At 32.8% G+C, this 1,907-nt stretch carries 1 protein-coding gene; it reads left to right on the top strand.

All coding sequences use genetic code 11. The features are described 5' to 3' along the window. Positions 1-465: 465 nt before the first annotated feature. A complete protein-coding gene (locus A6M21_RS07490; RefSeq protein WP_066667492.1) occupies positions 466-1,758 on the top strand; it encodes an IS110 family RNA-guided transposase in 1,293 nt (430 codons plus the stop codon). The last annotated feature ends 149 nt before the right edge of the window (positions 1,759-1,907 follow it).

Genomic DNA, 1,907 nt, shown 5'->3' on the forward strand with positions numbered 1-1,907 from the left:
TCCTCCTAGTATAATATATTTGTAACAAAGTTACATGCTTTATATCAAATCGGGAGTTAATGCACCGAACAATAATTTAACATGACCTTTCTATGTTCGGGTTTATTCTAATGCTCAACTCCCATATTATGCATATCTTGGCTTAAATGACTTTATATGTCATATCTTAAAAGTCATTTAAGTTGCTTTTAAATAAATAATTTGGGATATCCTTTAAGCCGGTATAGACTTAAGCTTTAACTTTGTGTACAATCTTCTCTGAATAGAGGATAAATGAAATTCCTCCTGGGAGATCATCCTTATGGTCTATACCCGTGAAAAAGCTAATTATTCCATTTGGTGAGGATTAATGTTTTGGCTGGTTGGGACCGGCTTTTCGGGATACCCGCGTCACATGCTAGGTTGTTTACTCACTAAATAGAATGGATACTCTTATTCACTTTTACTTAAAGGAGTTGTTGTTTTATGAGTTTTTTGCCTAATTATATTAGTGTTGGTATTGATGTCGCTGCTGATTTTAGCTGGTTTTGCATCTTGACACCAGATGGAAGGGAGTTTAAAAAGCCTTTTAAGGTTGACCACGATAATGCTGATTCCCTTAAAAATGCTGTTCTGACAATTAAAAAGGCAGAAGAGCAATTCTCCATGAAATCTAAGATATTTCTGGAGTCTACGGGAATCTACCATTTCCCACTCTTCTGCCACCTAAAAGAATTAGGATTTGAGGTTTTTGTTATTAATCCTCTCATTACTAATTCTAACAAAAATATTGGTATAAGAAAAGTGAAAAATGATAGACTTGATGCAAAACGTATTGCTGTTACTGGTTATTCGCCTGACACTAAGGTTTCTGTTATGCCCGCTGAGTTAATTTTAAATCTTAGATGTATATGCAGAGAGTACTATAGCCTTGTCGATAATCGTACTTCTTATGTGAATAAACTTAAAGCTCAATTGCATATTGTTTTCCCTGGTTTCTGCAAGGTTTTCTCTGATATTACTGGAATTACAGCTATCTCTCTGTTAAAAAATTTCCCAACACCAGAAGATGTCATTAATGCTCAGCCTGATGAAATAATTAAACTTATTTCAACGTCATCGAGAAAAGGCTTGAATTATGCTAAAGCTAAGTATGATAAGTTATTTAAAGCTGCTAAAAATGCTTTGAATTTTAGGTATAATTTACCTTCTGTCTATGACGTACTAAAAGTGTATATTTATTTCATAGAAGAATTTGATAAAAAGATTAACCTGGTATTATCTGAAATCAAGGCATTTGTGGATGAAAATAAGTCTGAAAAATTTGTACAGCAAATTTATTACCTTGATTCTATACCTGGTGTTGGTTTTCTCTCAGCGATTACTCTTATGTGTGAAATAGGCGATTTTTCAGCATTTAGAAAGCCTAAGCAGCTTTTTGCATATTTTGGTGTAGATCCTTCTGTTAATGAATCTGGACATTTTAAAGGTAATGACAATAAAATGTCCAAAAGAGGTTCTAAAATTGCCAGGCGTGTTCTCTATGCCATTGCTTTAGCTTCTGTAAGAGTTAAAAGAAATGGTATAGCAATAAATCCTGTACTTTATGATTATTACCAGAAAAAGAAGGAATCTAAACCTAAAAAAGTAGCTCTTGGAGCTGTTATGCACAAGATTTCAGATATTGTATTTGCTGTTCTAAGAGATAATAAGCCTTTTGTATTAAAGACACCTGATGAACACAAACTACAATATCAAAACATTCATAAAGCTGCTTAAAGTCTTGCACTATACTTGGAAATAGCTATTAACTATATTAAGTTTTCAAAGTTCGGCTCTTAATTGAGTTTGTTTGCTATACCCTTTTTTACAACGTAAAAATTTTTAAATTTCTTTCTAAAACCTATTGACTTTTACTAGCTGGTCTT

Source organism: Desulfotomaculum copahuensis (genome assembly GCF_001655685.1).
Lineage (GTDB): Bacteria > Bacillota > Desulfotomaculia > Desulfotomaculales > Desulfovirgulaceae > Desulfotomaculum_G > Desulfotomaculum_G copahuensis.

Bases quoted from the DNA above. Each gene is read 5' to 3' on its own strand.
- A6M21_RS07490 (WP_066667492.1), top strand. From the start codon at position 466: ATGAGTTTTTTGCCTAATTATATTAGTGTTGGTATTGATGTCGCTGCT.